The 15,875-nt window shown below is 62.6% G+C and carries 24 protein-coding genes; 20 read left to right on the plus strand and 4 right to left on the minus strand.

Annotation, left to right across the window (positions count from 1 at the left end; genetic code table 11):
* The first annotated feature begins 283 nt into the window (after positions 1-283).
* The 7 genes from DID99_RS01710 (at position 284) to DID99_RS01740 (ending at position 4,246) form a co-directional block, all read left to right on the plus strand.
* On the plus strand, positions 284-2,053 hold the full coding sequence (locus DID99_RS01710) for a replication endonuclease (RefSeq protein WP_260444528.1): 1,770 nt from the start codon (positions 284-286) through the stop codon (positions 2,051-2,053).
* Positions 2,037-2,297: an ogr/Delta-like zinc finger family protein gene (locus DID99_RS01715; RefSeq protein ID WP_185733721.1), complete on the plus strand. Its 261-nt coding sequence runs from the start codon at positions 2,037-2,039 to the stop codon at positions 2,295-2,297. Before DID99_RS01710 ends, DID99_RS01715 begins: the two co-directional genes overlap by 17 nt.
* The gene (locus tag DID99_RS01720) at positions 2,294-2,506 is read left to right on the plus strand and encodes an ogr/Delta-like zinc finger family protein (protein ID WP_124665943.1); all 213 of its coding nucleotides are present in this window, start codon (positions 2,294-2,296) and stop codon (positions 2,504-2,506) included. The genes DID99_RS01715 and DID99_RS01720 overlap by 4 nt, the downstream gene beginning before the upstream one ends.
* An 11-nt stretch (positions 2,507-2,517) precedes the next feature.
* Positions 2,518-2,811, plus strand: coding sequence for a hypothetical protein (locus DID99_RS01725; RefSeq protein ID WP_124665944.1), 294 nt, complete (start codon positions 2,518-2,520; stop codon positions 2,809-2,811).
* Between the two features lie 64 nt (positions 2,812-2,875).
* Positions 2,876-3,511, plus strand: coding sequence for an AAA family ATPase (locus DID99_RS01730; RefSeq protein ID WP_124665989.1), 636 nt, complete (start codon positions 2,876-2,878; stop codon positions 3,509-3,511).
* A complete protein-coding gene (locus tag DID99_RS01735) occupies positions 3,492-3,842 on the plus strand; it encodes a hypothetical protein (RefSeq protein WP_260444529.1) in 351 nt (116 codons plus the stop codon). The genes DID99_RS01730 and DID99_RS01735 overlap by 20 nt, the downstream gene beginning before the upstream one ends.
* A complete protein-coding gene (locus DID99_RS01740) occupies positions 3,842-4,246 on the plus strand; it encodes a hypothetical protein (protein WP_124665945.1) in 405 nt (134 codons plus the stop codon). Before DID99_RS01735 ends, DID99_RS01740 begins: the two co-directional genes overlap by 1 nt.
* Positions 4,247-4,267: 21 nt before the next feature.
* Here the strand turns inward: DID99_RS01740 and DID99_RS01745 are convergent, their stop codons facing one another.
* Positions 4,268-4,663 (minus strand): type II toxin-antitoxin system HicB family antitoxin, encoded by a 396-nt coding sequence (locus tag DID99_RS01745; protein WP_124665946.1) that lies wholly within the window; start codon positions 4,661-4,663, stop codon positions 4,268-4,270.
* Positions 4,660-4,914, minus strand: coding sequence for a type II toxin-antitoxin system HicA family toxin (locus DID99_RS01750; RefSeq protein ID WP_124665947.1), 255 nt, complete (start codon positions 4,912-4,914; stop codon positions 4,660-4,662). The genes DID99_RS01745 and DID99_RS01750 overlap by 4 nt, the downstream gene beginning before the upstream one ends.
* A 496-nt stretch (positions 4,915-5,410) precedes the next feature.
* Here DID99_RS01750 and DID99_RS01755 point away from each other — a divergent pair, with 496 nt between their 5' ends.
* The gene (locus tag DID99_RS01755; RefSeq protein ID WP_124665948.1) at positions 5,411-6,313 is read left to right on the plus strand and encodes a hypothetical protein; all 903 of its coding nucleotides are present in this window, start codon (positions 5,411-5,413) and stop codon (positions 6,311-6,313) included.
* A 7-nt stretch (positions 6,314-6,320) separates the two neighbouring features.
* Here DID99_RS01755 and DID99_RS01760 read toward each other — a convergent pair whose 3' ends face one another.
* Both DID99_RS01760 and DID99_RS01765 read right to left on the minus strand, forming a co-directional pair.
* Positions 6,321-7,373 carry a phage portal protein gene (locus DID99_RS01760; RefSeq protein ID WP_124665949.1) on the minus strand — a complete coding sequence of 351 codons (1,053 nt, stop codon included), beginning with the start codon at positions 7,371-7,373 and terminating at the stop codon, positions 6,321-6,323.
* Positions 7,373-9,136, minus strand: coding sequence for a terminase ATPase subunit family protein (locus DID99_RS01765; RefSeq protein ID WP_124665950.1), 1,764 nt, complete (start codon positions 9,134-9,136; stop codon positions 7,373-7,375). The genes DID99_RS01760 and DID99_RS01765 overlap by 1 nt, the downstream gene beginning before the upstream one ends.
* Positions 9,137-9,328: 192 nt before the next feature.
* On the opposite strand from DID99_RS01765, the gene DID99_RS01770 reads away from it, so the two are divergent.
* From DID99_RS01770 to DID99_RS01825, 12 genes are all read left to right on the plus strand, one after another.
* Positions 9,329-10,408 carry a GPO family capsid scaffolding protein gene (locus DID99_RS01770; protein WP_124665951.1) on the plus strand — a complete coding sequence of 360 codons (1,080 nt, stop codon included), beginning with the start codon at positions 9,329-9,331 and terminating at the stop codon, positions 10,406-10,408.
* 60 nt (positions 10,409-10,468) lie between these two features.
* Positions 10,469-11,485, plus strand: a complete 1,017-nt coding sequence (locus DID99_RS01775; RefSeq protein ID WP_124665952.1) for a phage major capsid protein, P2 family — start codon at positions 10,469-10,471, stop codon at positions 11,483-11,485.
* Positions 11,482-12,165, plus strand: coding sequence for a phage terminase small subunit (gene gpM, locus DID99_RS01780; protein WP_185733723.1), 684 nt, complete (start codon positions 11,482-11,484; stop codon positions 12,163-12,165). Before DID99_RS01775 ends, gpM begins: the two co-directional genes overlap by 4 nt.
* Before the next feature lie 97 nt (positions 12,166-12,262).
* On the plus strand, positions 12,263-12,736 hold the full coding sequence (locus DID99_RS01785) for a head completion/stabilization protein (protein WP_124665953.1): 474 nt from the start codon (positions 12,263-12,265) through the stop codon (positions 12,734-12,736).
* Entirely contained in the window at positions 12,736-12,942 is a 207-nt protein-coding gene (locus tag DID99_RS01790; protein ID WP_124665954.1) for a tail protein X, read from the plus strand. Before DID99_RS01785 ends, DID99_RS01790 begins: the two co-directional genes overlap by 1 nt.
* Before the next feature lie 16 nt (positions 12,943-12,958).
* Complete coding sequence (locus DID99_RS01795) at positions 12,959-13,303, plus strand: putative holin (RefSeq protein WP_124665955.1); 345 nt, start codon at positions 12,959-12,961, stop codon at positions 13,301-13,303.
* A 1-nt stretch (position 13,304) separates the two neighbouring features.
* Positions 13,305-13,577, plus strand: a complete 273-nt coding sequence (locus tag DID99_RS01800; protein WP_124665956.1) for a phage holin family protein — start codon at positions 13,305-13,307, stop codon at positions 13,575-13,577.
* The gene (locus DID99_RS01805; RefSeq protein ID WP_124665957.1) at positions 13,574-14,380 is read left to right on the plus strand and encodes an N-acetylmuramidase family protein; all 807 of its coding nucleotides are present in this window, start codon (positions 13,574-13,576) and stop codon (positions 14,378-14,380) included. The genes DID99_RS01800 and DID99_RS01805 overlap by 4 nt, the downstream gene beginning before the upstream one ends.
* Positions 14,377-14,811 (plus strand): protein lysB, encoded by a 435-nt coding sequence (locus DID99_RS37705; protein ID WP_185733722.1) that lies wholly within the window; start codon positions 14,377-14,379, stop codon positions 14,809-14,811. Before DID99_RS01805 ends, DID99_RS37705 begins: the two co-directional genes overlap by 4 nt.
* Positions 14,696-14,950 (plus strand): Rz1-like lysis system protein LysC, encoded by a 255-nt coding sequence (lysC, locus tag DID99_RS37595; RefSeq protein WP_260444530.1) that lies wholly within the window; start codon positions 14,696-14,698, stop codon positions 14,948-14,950. Before DID99_RS37705 ends, lysC begins: the two co-directional genes overlap by 116 nt.
* Positions 14,943-15,392 (plus strand): phage tail protein, encoded by a 450-nt coding sequence (locus DID99_RS01820; RefSeq protein ID WP_124665960.1) that lies wholly within the window; start codon positions 14,943-14,945, stop codon positions 15,390-15,392. Before lysC ends, DID99_RS01820 begins: the two co-directional genes overlap by 8 nt.
* The gene (locus DID99_RS01825; protein WP_124665961.1) at positions 15,359-15,850 is read left to right on the plus strand and encodes a phage virion morphogenesis protein; all 492 of its coding nucleotides are present in this window, start codon (positions 15,359-15,361) and stop codon (positions 15,848-15,850) included. Before DID99_RS01820 ends, DID99_RS01825 begins: the two co-directional genes overlap by 34 nt.
* Positions 15,851-15,875: the final 25 nt, after the last annotated feature.

The raw sequence follows: 15,875 nt of genomic DNA on the forward strand, positions 1-15,875 counted from the left end.
GCAGATGGGTATGTACGAAATCGGGGGGGATCACGCCTGGGCCAACGAAATGGTCGCTGACCTTCCACGCCCGTGGGCGATGCGTCTCCTGTCTCAATGGGAGCGCCGACGTTCGTCGTTCAGCCGCTCGAAAGTCACGGCAGAGGGCATCGCGCGGCGGGCGGCGAATGAGGCGTTGCGCGACAGCGTTGCGCTGCTGCGGCCGGCGTGCCCGCAATTGCCACTCGGCGCAGCTGATCACGAAGTGTGCGATGCGGCTTGGAAGGCGGCAGAAGCATGTCGTGTGACAGTGATCAAGCTGGAGCGCGAGCAGCGTCGAGGCACGTTCGACGTCGGCGTGCTGCGCGCTGCGGGGCTGACGGAAGCGCAGGCGAAAGGCGCCGACGTGTTCGAGCAGCGTGTCGCGCTGTCGGCGATCTGCGCTGGATACAACATCGAGGCGCCGGACGAAATGTACGAAGACGGCCCGGCGGTGCGCCGAATGGTCGCCGCGAAGTGGTGGAAAGGCCGCCTGCGCAAAGCACACGGCATGGCGAAGGAATCGGCCGCAATCCTGCTGGGGATCGTGTCGCAAGACCGCGAGTGTTACGTGTCGAACGTCTCGGTACGCGATCGCCAGGAACAGAACGACCGCAACGCGGCCGCGCTCGACGCGACGATCGCCCGCAACATCGAAACCGATCAGGAATTCACGCTCGCGCAACTCGCCGCGAAGGGTACAGCCAACAAGTCGATCCGCCGAGCAGAGCTGATGACGCGCATCAACGGGTTCGAGCGCATCGCAATCGCGGCCGGCGATACAGGGATGTTTGCCACGATCACGTGCCCGTCGCGCATGCACCGCATGACGACGGTGTACGGGCGAGCACGCGCCAATACGAAGTGGGACGGCACGTCTCCCCGTGAGGCGCAAGCTCATCTGCGCAAAACGTGGGCGCGCATCCGCGCAGCACTCGCGCGCAAAGACATCTGCATGTACGGCTTCCGGATTGCAGAACCGAACCATGACGGCACGCCGCATTGGCACTGCCTGCTGTTCTATCCGAGGCAGCATGACGCGACGGTGCGCGCGACGATCCGCCGATATGCGCTCGCCGTCGACGGCGACGAGCGCGGCGCGCAGGAGCGTCGCGTCGAACTCAGGCGCATGGACCCAGACAAGGGAACGGCGGCAGGCTACATCGCAAAGTACGTAGCGAAGAACATTGACGGATATCGGCTCGAAAAGGATCTGCACGGGAACGACTCGATCGAGACGTCGGAGCGCGTCGAGGCATGGGCGACGCGCTGGCGCATCCGCCAGTTTCAGCAGATCGGCGGCCCGCCGGTGTCGGTCTGGCGCGAACTTCGCCGCGTCGAGGCGGTGCCGAGTGACGCGCCGAAGTTTGTACAGCTCGCGCACAACGCCGTGAACAAGGTAGCGGTTTATGAGGGGCGCGAGAACGCGTCCGTCGCATGGGATCACTACGTGCAGGCACAGGGCGGCGTCGCGTGCGGCCGCGACTATCGCGTGCGAATCGCGAAGATCGAGAACGACCAGCCGAACCAGTACGGGGAAGACGGCGCACCGCGCATCGTTGGGATCGAATACCACGAGGTGGCGAAGGTCCGTGACGTGCTCGGCAACTGGATCGACGTCATGCCGCGCACGGTCACGGTGCCGTCGAAGCGGTACACGTGGGAAATCACGCGCGCGTCGCGCTCGGCGGCCGCAAAGGTCACGGGGACGTTCGATATCGCGATCACGCGCGGCGGTTACGCCGAGCGTGGCGTCGACGGCATCGAGATCCCGGATCTGATCCTGACGGGTGACGAATACGCGAAGTGGGCGGCCGAGCATCCCGCGGCGGCCGCGGATTGGGAGTCGGGTTTGGAGCACGCGCAGCGTGCGCCTTGGACCCGTGTAAATAACTGTACGCCGCCGCTCGAAGGCGGCGTCAACGAGTACGAAAACAGCGGCTGGACGCACGACGATCCGCCGGAACAGACCAATGACGGGGCCGGGACCGGCCGAAACGAGCGCGAATGGAGGCCATATGACTATGAAAATTGAATGCCCGTGCTGCGGCGGTGAAATCGACGCGCGTCACACGGAAGGACTGTCGACCACGTTCCGTCGCATGTACTTCTACTGCGACGACTGCGGCTATCGCACGCCGGCGGGCTTCGAGATTCTGTTTTCGCTATCGGCATCGGCACGGCCGCGCGCCGGCGTGCAGCTCGACGTCATGCCGTCGACGCCGCTGCGCGGCGCGGTCAACGCACGCACGACGATGCGCCAGGACGCACGAGCATGAGATTCACGATCGCATGCCCGCATTGCGACACGCGCGGCATCGCGCGCGCGATGGAGAAGGTTTCAGAGACCGAATGGCTAATCGATTTCCAGTGCGACGAAGTGACGTGCGGCCACACGTACCGCACGCGCGTGCAGATGGAGCCGCCCGAGCTTCCGATTCCGAAGCGGCCGCGCCGCACGACACCAGAGTTCGAATTCGACGTGTAATTGGAGAGCGTATGCAAACGACAAAGGCCCGTGCCAAATGGCTCAAGGGCGGAAATTACCCGATGTGGGAAGTGTCGCACCGCGACACGGGGATCAAAGTATGGTCGGACCGACCGCACGACTGCGCGTCTTATCTGCTTGATCGCTTCGTTTTGCCGAGCCAAATCGAGGCTCGCGGAGGTGTCGACCGATGCCTTACCGTGCGCGCCGACGTCGGCGAAATAGATATCGAGCAGTTCCGCAAAGCAATGGCGGCCGTACCGGTCGGACGCTTGGAAATAATACCGATGGCGGAGCAGCGGTGATTCGATATCGAAACGATAGCAAATTGATGGATGGTCAATGCAGGTCAATGCTCGGGGGAGCAATATGAAAATCGCAGTCGTGAACACCAAGGGCGGCGTCGGCAAATCGACGACCGCATTGCAGCTCGCTATCGGCCTGTCGCTCACCGGCGCACGCGTCTGGCTTGTCGATGGCGATCGTCAGGAAACCGCGATCAGCGCGATCACGATCCGCGCCGAAAGCGGCCGGCCGCCGATCGCCGCTTCGGCTTATTCGAACGGCGCCACGCTGCGCGCGCAGGTCACGGCCCAGGCCGGAGCATTCGATCACGTCGTCATCGATGCCGGCGTGGGCGATTCGAGCGCGCTGCGGGCCGCGCTGACGGTCGCAGACGTGGCGCTGATCCCATTCGTGCCGAGATCCTTCGAAGTGTGGGCGGTGAAGGACATTGCCGAGCTCATCGACGAAGCGCGCGCGGTCCACGATCTGAAGGCACTCGCCTTCATGAACCTTGCCGACGTGAGCGGGCCCGACAATCGCGACGCGGCGGCCGCGCTGCGAGAGTTCTCCACGTTCGAACTGCTCGAATGCCGTTTGACGCGGCGCAAGGCGTTCGCGAACGCGGCGGCCGCCGGGCTGCACGTTGAAGAAATGCCGCGTCGGGATATGTCCGCGTGCGCGGAGGCCGAGCGCTTGCTCGATGCCGTTCTGGCCGCGTAACACTATCGAAGCAATGGAGAACCGATATCAAAGCGATATCGGTTCAATATCGAAAGGGGGAGGCATGACAATCACGAAGCGACCGGACGCACGCAAAGCGGCCGCAATCGAGCAGTTCATCGGAAGCGCACCGGACGCAGCCGCGCCGGAACGGTCGACCGTCGCGACGCAGGCTCGCGCGCCCGCACGTCAGAAGAAAGAAACGATCAGCCTTGGGATCGATCCGACGCTGCTCGCGCGCGTCGATGCGGTGGCCGCGCGCCTGGGCGTCAGCAGGGCGGCCGCCGTCGCGATGGCGGTGTCGCGGTTTGTCGACGCGGAGGGCGCGTGATGGAACGGTGCGCGACGATCAGCACGTTCGGTGAGAACAGCTGGATCGGATACGATCCGGGTGACGGTGAGCGCGCTGCAATCTGCACGATGGCCAGGGACGATTGGGGCGTTACCCACGTGCTGTACAGTCAAACGTGGGAGACGAACAACGGACTGACGTCGCTGGCGGTCGAATATCACGAACGGTGCGAGGCATATGACCGTGTCGTGTGTACCGGCCCGATCATCGACGGCGCAATCATGCCGTTCAGCCCGCGAGAGCGATCGTTGGTATCTGCGAATGCGTGGCGTGTGCGGTGCGAACTTGTGCAGCGCGCGGAGTGCCTGGGCTACACGGCCCGCGCGCTTATTGCCGCGATACGTGATGCGGAACGATGGTGGCGCCCGGCAACATCGATCTAGCCATCCATCGCGGATCACTTCTCACGCCCCGGCAACCTGCGCCGGGGCGCGCCCATCAGGCGCGTACCCTGCGCGTTCAAGCACTTCACGGGCCGCGCGCCCCAATACTTCCTCCGACCACTGGTTGATACTTTCGTCCGACAGGGCGGCAGCGATACCGACGCGCGCATGCACGGCCGGATCGATGCGCAGCATCAGCTTGCCTGAAGCGGGCTTTTGCGGCTCGCGTCCGGCGCGCTTGCAGTCGTCGAGATAGTGATCGACGGCCGCATGAAAGTCGCGAGACAGATCCTCCACCGTTTCGCCGTGGAAGCTGATCTTGTCATCCACGCCGAGCACGTGGCCGACGAAAATGCTATCGCGCCCGTCGAAATCGATCCGCGCGAAATATCCCTTGTAAGACATGGCGTTGTTCATGGCTTGATTCCCATTCCGATAAACCAGTCGCGCAGATCTTCCACCTGATATCGCTTCGCCTCTTTGCCCGGATGCGGGCGATGGTGATAGCGGCGCGTGCCGTTCAGTTCGAAGGCGATGCGCGAACCTGCGCCTTCGTGGATTTCGCCGCCGAGTGCGACGACGAGCGATTCAATGTCAGAAAACACGATCCCGCCCAGAGTCGGCTTGGTGAAGATCGCGGCGAGGGTGCGGGCGTGTTTCGATTTCATACCGAAATGATAGCAAAAAGTGCAAGCATTGTGCAATCAAAAAGTGATATCACGGAACCGGGAAGAGGCGCAGACGCGGCAGGAACCGCTAGGAGCGGTCGGGCGTCGCGGGGTGCGGCAGACACCGGCTGGGCGGACGCAGGGCCGTGGCGGGGCAGGAAGAGGGCGCGGCGGGGCGAAAACGGGGGGCGGGCCTGTTGCTTTCGTACCACAATCACGGTTCCTGAAACGCGGTCCCCCCTCCCCGCCTGCCCGCTTCTTGTCTCCCCATTTTTGATGCGGTCGCGCACCCGGCGGGAAGCTATGCCGGGCGGCGGTCCCCGGCGAAATTCCTCGTTGTAAAAATGCCGCACGTTAACGCACAGAATGGGGAGTCTGATGCATCCGTTTACGAGAAAATATGGCTCGGATAAGTATGACGATTAGGGCCGCCGGTAAATGCAGATCACCGGGCGGAGAACAAGCGAATAGACGCATCGGAATCGGGGATCCAAACATGTCAACGGTCGTTTTGCTCGGCGCTGGCGCCAGCTATGGAAGTATTGACGCGCACCCGCATACACCGCCACTCGGCGGATATCTCTTTGACGAGCTGGTGAAAGCCGGCGGGGTCGCTGCGACGTTGCCGGACGAACTGAAAGCGACGTTTCGCTCCGACTTCGAAGCCGGCATGGCCGAATACTACGAATGGAGTGGGCGGAATATCATGCGATTCCAGCGTGAACTCGCTCAGTATCTTGCGCAGTTTAGGCCCGGACCGAATAACGTCTACGTTCGAATGATTCGCGAGGTGGGAACAACGCATGTCGTGTATTCGAGCCTGAACTACGATTTGCTGATCGAAGAGTCAGCGAGAATCGTCGGCCTTGAAGGTCTCCTTGACGGTCTCCTGTATTCGTCCAACGTGCCATCCAGACACATGGCGCTGCTAAAGCTCCATGGCTCGTCCAATTTCTGGCCGGACATACCCCTTGGGACATTCAAAAACATCCAAATTGCAGATTCTGGACGTGCCGACGTCTCCGCACCGATCCGGACATTGACTCTCGAAGAGACGTTACATCGATGCGCAAACGACGATAGTTTTTCACCCGCGCTCGCCATGTACGCAAAGGGAAAGGCCGTCAAGGTATCGCCGGATTTTGTGGAAAATCAGCAAGCTCAATGGCAATCAGCGGTCAAAAAAGCTGCCCGCGTTTTTGTATCTGGCGTCCGGGTCGTGCATGAGGATGGCCACATTTGGGATACCTTGGCGAAAACCGGCGCAAAGGTAACCTATTTCGGAAGCCCATCATCTAAGCCGGGATTCGATGAATGGAAGATCGCATGCGGGAAAAAGAATCTGTACTTCGTCGAAGCAAACTTTGAACAGTGCATCGACATCATGAAAAAGCGTTGATACTCCGCTACTTGTTCTGCGCGGTTGCCTCAAGGGTCGGCAGCGTATAAGGATTGAAGCGGATAATCTCGTCGCCGGCCCATTCATTGAACGCAAGGAACTGAGCCTGTAGCGGCTCGATTTCGTTGCGCGCGAACACGCGCGTCGCAGTGTCGGCCGCGCCGAAACCGCCGGTGTTGCTCGGCACGATACCGAGCAGTTGCGGCGGCACGCGATGCGCGGCAAGCAGGTCGTCGCGCGTCACGTTCTTGATGTTGAAGAACTCGTCTTTCGCGGCGACCTCCGAAACCGGGATCAGCTGGATGCCGTCCTTGTGGCCGTTCGGCGAATACACGAACAGATTCCGGAAGTTGCCCGGCCCCTTCGAGTTCTTCAGCGCGTCGCGGATCGCATCGACGTCCGTCTGCTGCTGAGCGGCGTCCGTCATGTACAGGATGAACCCGGCATGACTGCCGTTTTCGTAGTAGCGGCGCCGGAACAGCGTCGACGACTCGTTCAGCCAGGCCGCGTGAAGCGCGCCGAGATACTCGGGCAGGCCGTACACCTCCTGGTTGATGTCGGGCTCCATCAGGTGGAACACCGAGCCTTCCGGGAATTCGTATTTTGTCTGGAACCCGTTCGTCTGCACGTAGTTCACCAGATCCGGTTTGCGGCGCACATACTTCGCCGGCGCCGGTTCGAACGCCATTGTCTTTCCGATTCGATTCAGCTTTCGCTCGGTAATCGCGTTGCCGAACGTCAGGAAGTCGAGCGCGAAACGCCGGAACGCTTCGCGCGAGAACAGCGGATGCGGGATGAAGGTCGACGCGAGCACGTTACGCTTGAAGTAGATGGCCGACGCGTGATGCGTGCCGGCGCGAAACGACTTCGCGAGCCCGGAAAAACTCACGGGCGGCTCATACCATTCGCCGTTCGACCAGACCTCGGAATAGTCGAGGATTTCCGTGCGCGACATGACCGGCATCGGATCGCCGAACGTGAACGCCTGACCGGTGGCCGCGCTCGTCGCCGGTGCGGTATCGACGTTGTGCTTGCCGCTCGGGCGTTGGGGCTTCTTCATCAGGAAATCTCCATGAAACTGCGGTTGTTGACGGTCGAGCCTTCGAGCGGTTCGTTACCAAGCGCATGCAGGCAGGCCCATGCAAGGTCGGCGTGCCCGGTTTCCTCGCTGCGGCCGGCGTGGTACGTCACCTGTCGGCCACTGGCCGTCAGCGTCTTGCGGATCGCCATGAACGACTGCGCGATATCCGTGCGGCCCGCGTCGAATTCGAGACGGGCTTTTCCTATCACCGATTGGCCCTTCAGCACCAACCGTGTTTTGACCTCGGGCGAGTAGTTGAGCGCGACGGCGGCAGGGTAGAACTGGCGAACGAGCTGATACACGCCCTGACCGATGCCTGTCGTATCGATCGCCATGTATGCGACCGTGTAGCGCTGCGTGATCTTCCGGATACCTTCGGCCTGCGCCTCGAAATCCATCTTGTTCCACTGCAGCGCTTCCAGAACACGGAACTTGCCGCCCTCGACGGCAGGCGGAGCGAGCACGACGCAGCCGGCCGAGTCGCCCGTAAGGGCAGGGTCGTAGCCGACCCAAACAGGCCGATAGCCGTAGGGTCGATCGGCCAGAAACTGTACGTCGTCCCATTCTTCCCACATGTCGACCATGCAGCGTTGAAGGTCGGCGAGGGGGAATATCGATGCGCTGTCGTCGATGAACTGACACATCAGCAGGTTGGAGTACTCGTCTGCGCTGTATTCGAGTCGCAATTCGTTCAGATCGAACAGATTGCAACCGCCAGCGACGGCATCCTCGACCGTGACAATCTGGCGCCACTGCCGATCCTCGCAAACGCGGCCGTTTGCGAGTGCCGTATGCGATACGTCCAGGTGAATGTGATCGGCCTTCGCCCGTCCGCGGTTATAGTGGTCGCCCGTCCAGAACGTGTAGGCCTCGTGCGTGATGCTCGACGGCGTCGAGAAATACGTCTTGCGCCAGTGCTTGTGCATCGCCATGCCGCTGGCAACTTTGTTCAGCGTCTTGAAGCCGTGAACCCAAAAGTACTCGTCGAAGTAGAAGTTGCCGTGATAGCTCTGCGCCGTCTTCGCATTCGTGCTGAGAAAGATCAACTCGGCACCGTTAGGCAGCAGGATCGTGTCGCCGGTCAATTCGACCTCCGCCACCTCGCGCGCGAACGCGCAGATGTACTGCCGGAACACGTGCACCTGTGCCTTGCTGGCCGATAGGAAAATCTGGTTGCGGCCAGTTTCGAGCGCATCGTCGAGCGCTTCACGCGAGAAATAGAACGTCGCACCGATCTGCCGCGACTTCAGCAGATTGCGCGTGCGGTTTTGGCCGTTTCGGTACCAGACTTTCTGGTAGTCGAACTGCGATTCGAGGAACGCATCGTGCAGTTTGGCTTGCTGTTCGGGCGTGATGTTGTTCTTGGGGGTGCGTTTCCTCGGTCCTTCGTTGCGGGCCTTGATCGCGGGATTCAGGTCGGATTCTTTTCCGGTATCGCTATATTTGCGCACGCGCGCCATGCGCTCAAGCTCGCGGCCGAGCAGATCGATTTCTTTGAAGTCGACCGGGTCTTTCACCTCTTTGGCGATCAGCAGCATCATGCGCATCTCGATCGACGATTCGACACGCTCGGCAACACTGGCTTTATCCCACTGGTCGCGCTGTTTCCACGATTCGATTGTGGATCTCGGTTCGTTCAGGACACGCGCGATCGACGTCACGCGCCAGCCCTTCCAATAAAGGTCACGCGCGACGCGCCTCGGCTCGATATCAGCGGAGAGGTTTTCGACAGTTTCGATCATGCCGGAAGCGTACCGGCGTCGCACGCGCGCGCGGAGCGTGACAGTTTGTACTCCGACAGATTACGGAGTCCTGTCGTTGTTCGAGAGGAAGCATCCCGGCAACATTCCGTTACACCAGTCGCACATTGTTACAAGCGACGATGCGCCGCGAAGTGCGGCGCCAATACGAGAACGGAACCTGAGAGGAATTCGATGAACCGACCGGCGAAACGAATCATTGTTGTGGGCGCGTCCGCGCTCGGCGCGGCCATCGCCGCGATGCTTGCACCGATGTACGCACACGCGGCTGTCGTCGGCGAGCAGGTTCACGCCTTGGTCGGCCATGCCGACATGTTCTCAACGATGACGAGTCACGGCGCCGTCGCCGGCGGCCTCGGCCTCGCGGCACTCGGGATCGGCAGCGTGGCGGCCACCGGCAATCACGCGACGACCTCGAAATGGTTCCGCGTCGCCGTCGAGGGTGCCACGACGGACGGTCGCACGATCGAGCGCGACTGGATCACGCAAATGGCGGCCACGTACAACCGCGATATGTACGGCGCACGCGTGAACTGCGAGCACATTCGCGGCTATGCACCCATGACCGGCGCGAGTACGAACCAGTTCGGCTCGTATGGCGACGTTACCGCACTGCGCGCCGAAGCGATCAGCGACGGTCCGCTGAAAGGGAAGCTGGCGCTGTACGCGCAGATTCAGCCGACGCCGGCGCTCGTCGACATGACGAAGAAATCCCAGAAGATCTACACGTCGATCGAGGTGGCACCGTCGTTCGCGGACACCAAACAGGCGTACCTCATCGGTCTCGCCGTCACCGACAGCCCGGCGAGTCTCGGCACGGAAATCCTCGCGTTCGCGGCTGGGAAAGGCGACGACAACCCGTTTGCCACGCGCAAGCAACACCGCGACAACCTCTTCACGGCGGCCGAAGAAACCGTGATCGAGTTCGAGACGCAGACGCCGGGTGTATTCGCCCGTGTCGCCGAATTGCTCGGCATCGTGAAAAGCAAGGGCGACGCCGACGACAAGCGATTCAGTGATCTGACGCAGGCCGTCGAAGCGCTCGCGACGTTCGGCCGCGAACAGGCCGAAACGATCACGAAGCTGACCGCGACCGTGGACTCGTTGAATACCGCGCTCACGGCGGAAAAGGACGCGCATACGAAAACGTCGGCCGACCTGAAAGCGCTGACCGAGACGCTGTCGGCCCAGCCGGGCGGCGCACCGCGACCGGCCGCGACGGGCACCACGGGCAGCACGAAGACGGACTGCTGACCGGCGACAGCCAGGCGGTGCGAAGTCGGTCCATCCATTCAACGATTCGGAGAATCACCCATGCGTAACGAAACCCGCGTCGCGTTCAACGCGTACGTGAAGGCAATCGAGGAACTGAACGGCGTGCCGGACGCACGCACGAAGTTCGCGGTGTCGCCGGCCGTCCAGCAAAAGCTCGAGAGTCGGATTCAGGCGTCGAGCCAGTTCCTGCAACGCATCAATATCGTCGGCGTCACGGAGCAAAGCGGCGAGAAAGTCGGCCTCGGCATCGGCCAGCCGATCGCGAGCACGACCGACACGACCGCGAAGGACCGCACACCCGTCGATCCGACGACGCTCGACAACAGCGGCTATATGTGCACGCAGACGAACTTCGACACCGCGCTGCGTTACTCGCGTCTCGATTCGTGGGCGCACTTCCCGGATTTCCAGACCCGCATCCGGGACGCGATCGTACAACGTACGGCGCTCGACCGTATCTGCGTCGGCTTCAACGGCACGTCGCGTGCTGCGACGTCCGACCGCGCTGCGAATCCGCTGTTGCAGGACGTGAACATTGGCTGGTTGCAGAAGATGCGCACGAACGCGCCGGATCGCGTGATGCACGAAGCGGTCGAAGGCTCGGGCAAGGTCAAGATCGGTACCGGCGCCGGTACCGACTACAAGAACATCGACGCGCTCGTGTTCGACGCGCTGCAACTGCTCGACGAGTGGTATCGCGAGGATCCGTCCGTCGTCGTCGTGCTCGGCAGCGGCCTGCTGCACGACAAGTATTTCCCGCTGATCAGCGGCGCGAACGTCGCGACCGAAGCGGCAGCGATCGACATGGTCGTGAGCGCGAAGCGCGTCGGCGGAAAGCAGGCGGTGAGCGCGCCGTTCTTCCCGCCGAACTCGCTCCTGATCACGCGACTCGACAACCTGTCGATGTACTACCAGAACGGCAGCCGTCGCCGCACGATCGTCGACAACGCGAAGCGCGACCAGATCGAGAACTACGAGTCGAGCAATGAAGCGTACGTCGTCGAGGACTACGGCTGCGCGGCGGTGGTCGAAAACATCGAAGTCGCGGCGGCCTGATCATGAGCAGCCCGGCCCGCCGTCACCAGATGCGCGTCCGCGCGGCAGAAACCGCCGCGTCGGTCGCGCCCGGTCAGTCGCTGGCCGGACACCGTCACTACGATCTCATGCTCGCGAAGCTCGGCAACGATCGGCGCCGGCTGAAGGAAATTCAGTCGGTCGCGCGAAAGGTCGAAGTCAAGCGCGAGGTATTGCCGGAATACGCGGCTTACGTCGACGGTGTACTGACGGGCGGGAAGGGCGCTCAGGATGACGTGCTGACGACGGTGATGATCTGGCGCGTCGATGTCGGCGACTACGCCGGCGCGCTGGACATCGCGCGGCACGCTTTGCAGCACCGCATGACGTTACCGGAACAGTACGAACGGTCACTGCCGGCCGCCGTCGCGGAGGAATTCGCGGAAGCGGGCAATCGGGCGGCGGCCGCCGGTGAAGCATTCCCGCTCGCGTTCCTGCAGGAAGTCGCGGACCTGACGAGCACGTACGACATGCACGACCAGATCCGCGCGAAGTTGCACAAGGCGCTTGGCTACGCGCTGGAAAGCTCGGACAAGCTCCGAGCCCTCGAAATGCTGCGCCGCGCGGTCGATCTTCATGATCGCGTCGGCGTGAAAAAGGACATCACTCGACTCGAAGCCGAGTTGAGGAGTGCGGCGGCGACAGCCGTCCGCACGAACTGAGCCCCCCCTGGCAATGGCGGCACCGGGTGACGAGCGCAACGGCTGACAGCTACGCGTCTCCGACCCCGGTCCACCGCCATCTATTCCGAGTCACGACATGCCGAGTTTCATTGCGCCTGCCGACGCTGCACCGCCGACCTCCGAGGCGGACGTGATCGAGAACAACGGATTTTTCCCCGATATCTCGATTTCGGAGCTGCGCGGCGTGACGCGTCTTGACGGCACCGTGACTCACGAGCGTGTACGCGAGGCGACGATCGACGCGATCCGCAGCGTGAACGCCGAACTGAAGACGTGGCGCGCACAGGTCGGTGCCGGCTACGCGACGCTGGCCGACGTGCCGGCCGAGACGATCGGCGGTGTCAGTGAGCTGGTGTCGCTGTACCGCCGCGCAGTCTACAACCTCGCGCACGCGGACCTGACGGAGCGATATCGCGACCTCGACACGACGAAATCCGGCGGTCAGAAGGCTGAAGACCTCGAAGGGACGATTTGCACGTCGCGCCGAAATGCGCGTTGGGCGCTGAACGATCTGCGCGGCATTCCGCGATCAACCGTCGAGCTGGTGTGATGAACGTTCGGACGATGCAAGGCGACACGGTCGACCTGTTGTGCTGGCGCTACTACGGGCGCACCGATGGGACGGTCGAAGCCGTGCTCGAAGCGAATGCCGGCCTCGCGGACCTCGGCACGGTGTTGCCGCTCGGCACCGTCGTCGAAATGCCTGATCTGACGACGGTCGAGAGTACGGCGCCGCTGCTGCAACTATTCGACTGACAAGGGAGTTTGCGTGATGGCTGAACCGAACACCACTACCGCCGCCGCGCTGTCGACCGTCATCGGTCTGGCGGGCCTGGCGCCCGGAATTGATGGGAACGCACTGATCGGTGCATTCACCGGCGCCGCGCTCGTCGTGGTGACTTCGAAGGATCTCGGCATGTTCAAGCGCATCGCGTACATGCTGATTTCGCTCGTCATGGGCTATATCGCTGCACCGGAGTTGGTCAACCTGACGCCGATTCGATCGACGGGCGTCGCCGGATTCCTGTCGGCCGCGCTGGTGATCACCGTCACGCTGCAGTTGATCGAGCGGCTGAAGAATGCCGACCTGCTCGCGTTCTTCAAGCGGGGAGGCTGATATGCACATCTCTTTCGCCGTCATCGCACTGGCCGCCCACATCGCAGCGATGCTGCGCATCCTCGCATACCGCCGCAATGGCGCGCGGCATCGGAACCACGTTTCGTGGATTGCGTGGGCGCTGGTCGCCGTGTCCGGCGGCTCATCGATCGAGCTCGCATTGCATGCGCGGCACGTTGGCTTTTTCGAAGCGGCGACGGCGGTGCTGCTCACCCTGTTTGTGTTTAGCGCGCGCGGCAACGTAGCGCGCTTGCTTCGGAGCGACCACGTATGAAAACCCTACGGCTAAACGCCATCGGTGACGATGTCGGGCTGCTGCAACGACGCCTGATTCGTGCCGGTTATCCGCTTACCGTGACGCACGTGTTCGACGATGCGACCGAGCGCGCGGTGCAGGCGCTGCAAACGAAAGTCGGGCTCGTGGTCGACGGCATCGCCGGTCCGAAGACCCAATCTGCGCTCGCAACCGGGCAGCGCGCGCCCAAGCATCTGGCCGATTCGGATCTGGTCGCAGCAGCCGTGAAGCTCGATGTGCCACCCGCATGCGTACGCGCCGTCAACGAAGTAGAGTCGCGCGGCTCGGGTTTCCTGACGGACGGCCGGCCGGTGATCCTGTTTGAGCGGCATGTTTTCTGGCGACGGCTGAAAGCGCGCGGCATCGATCCGGTGCCGATCGCGGCACGCTACCCGGACATCCTGTCGCAGACGCCCGGCGGCTATAAAGGCGGGGCAGCCGAATACACGCGCCTCGCGGCCGCCGAGCTGATCGACCCACATGCAGCGTGGGAAGCCGCGAGCTGGGGCGCGTTTCAGGTCATGGGCGAGAACTGGGAACGGCTTGCCTACACCGGAATCGACGACTTCGTCGCGCGCATGGAGGGCAGCGAAGCCGACCAGCTTGATGCGTTCGTCCGGTTCGTTGCTGCCGACGCGAAGCTGCTCGCCGCGCTGAAGGCCCGACAGTGGGCGAAATTTGCGGCCGGTTACAACGGCCCTGCCTACCGCACGAATCTGTACGACACGAAACTCGAGCGCGCGTATCAACGGTATGCGCCGGCAGCGCAGGAGGAGGCATGAATTCGTTGCTGATCAAATTGCTTGCGGGCCTCACGCTGCTCGCCGCGCTCGCCGGAGCTGCGCAGTATGTGCGCGCGCTGCGCGCCGAGAACGCAGACCTGACCGACAAACTCGGGCAGGCGAAAGCAAGCGTCGCCGCGCGTGATGCGACGATCAGTAGCCTGCGATCCGATGCGGTCGACAAGGGCCGCCAACAGAAGAAGCTCGACGCGTCAACAGGTGCCGTCGAAATCGTGTCATCCACCATTCGCCAACAGATCCGGAAGGCCGTCAATGAAAACGCCAATGCTCGCGCTTGGGGCGATTCTCCTTTGCCTGACGACGTTATCCGCCTGTCAGCACGTCCCGCCCGCACCGGCGCCGCAAATTTCGGTGCAGGAGTGCCAGACGCTGTCGCCATGCACGCTGCCGGCGCTGGCGCCGCGGACTAACGGCGAGCTGCTCAGCGCGCTCGTCACGATCGAGGAAGCGTGGGGAAAGTGCGCAGCCAAGGTCGATATGATCGTCGATTGTCAGGCGAAGGCGCAGGCACGTATCGACGCCGAAACCGGCACGATGCCGCATGATTAAGCCGGCCAGCCTTCGCGCCGCGCTGGTCGCAGCCATTCCTGAGCTTGCGACCGACAGCGACAAATTGACCGTCTTCGTCGATAACGGCTCGATCGCGGCAAAGGGCACGAAGTCGCCATCGTTCGAATATCGGTACGTGTGCAACGTGCTGCTGCTCGACTTCGCGGGCGAGGCTGATCATGTGTTCATCGCCGTCGTTGAATGGGCGCGGAAGTATCAGCCCGATCTCGTCACGAACTGGGATCAGCGCTCGACCGGTATCACGTTTGAAATCGACATCCTGAACGACATGACGGCGGACGTGTCGATCAAGCTTCAGTTGACCGAGAGCGTCGTGGTGCGCGTCGACGATGACGGCGTGCGTACCGTGACGCACGTCGACGATTCGGTACAGCCCGACGACATCACATGGGTAGCGCAGCCGTGGCCCAAGACAACCTGAACCTGCTCGAATCGTTCGTCGGCGGCCTGCTCGGGAAGCTCGACGAGCGCGGCCGGCGCGCAGCGTCCCGCGACATCGGGCAGGTGTTGCGCCGTAGCCAGCAGACACGCATCGCGGCCCAGCGCAACACGGACGGCAGCGCATACGAGTCGCGCAAACCCCGTGTAAAACCGGGTGGAAAGAAGCTGCGTGAAAAGCGCGGCCGCCTCAAGCGAGCGGCGATGTTCACCAAGCTGCGCACCGCCCGCTACCTGAAATTGCAGACTGACGCGGCCGGTCTGACGGTCGGGTTCGCCGGTCGCGTGGCGCGCGTCGCGCGTGTCCACCAGTTTGGCGAGATTGATCGCGTCGCGCCGCATGGCGTCGAATACAAGTATCCGGTCCGGGAACTGATCGGCGTCACCGGCGAGGATCGCGAGATGATCCGCGACATGTTGCTGAAGCACATCACGAAATAGCGCTGTCCGCGCGTCATTTTGTACC

It is taken from the genome of Burkholderia sp. Bp8986 (assembly GCF_003854225.1).
Classification (GTDB): Bacteria; Pseudomonadota; Gammaproteobacteria; order Burkholderiales; family Burkholderiaceae; genus Burkholderia.